Below are 600 nucleotides of genomic sequence, written 5' to 3' on the forward strand. Positions count from 1 at the left end.
GGCGACGACGGCGGCGAGCGCCGGCCGGTCACCCTGTGGTGGGACCACCGGGGCAAGGAACTCACCGGTGAGGGGCTACTGGCCTTCGAGGAGGAGCTCTACCTCGGGATGTGCCGCCGCTGGCGGGAGCTGCCCAAGCCGACGATCGCGGCGGTGGCCGGGGCCTGCATCGGCGGCGGCCTCTCGCTGGCCTGGTCCTGCGACCTGATCATCGCCAGCGACGACGCGTTCTTCGCCGACCCGGTCGTCTCGATGGGCTGCCCGGGCATCGAGTTCTTCTGCCACCCGTGGGTGCTCGGGCCGCGCCTGGCCAAGGAGTTCCTGTACACCGGGGAGCGCATGCCGGCCCAGCGGGCCTACGAGATCGGCATGGTGAACCGGGTGGTGCCACGCGCCGAGCTGGAGTCGGCCGCCACCGCGCTGGCGACGCGCATCGCCGAACGTCCCCGCTTCGCGCTGGCGTTGACGAAGAAGGCGGTGAACGCCTGCGAGGACGAGATGGGGATGCGCTCGGGGATGGAGACCTCGTTCGCTCTCCATCAGCTTTCCCACGCGCACAACACGAACATCTCGGGTTTCCCGGTGCTCGTCACCGACCCG

The 600-nt window shown here is 70.5% G+C and carries 1 protein-coding gene; it reads left to right on the top strand.

The window, feature by feature from the left end; genetic code table 11:
• On the top strand, nt 1–600 hold a 600-nt coding region (locus MXD58_RS24560; protein WP_248838031.1), incomplete at both ends, for an enoyl-CoA hydratase.

The sequence above is a fragment of the Frankia sp. AgKG'84/4 genome, from assembly GCF_023242965.2.
Taxonomy (GTDB): Bacteria; Actinomycetota; Actinomycetes; order Frankiales; family Frankiaceae; genus Frankia.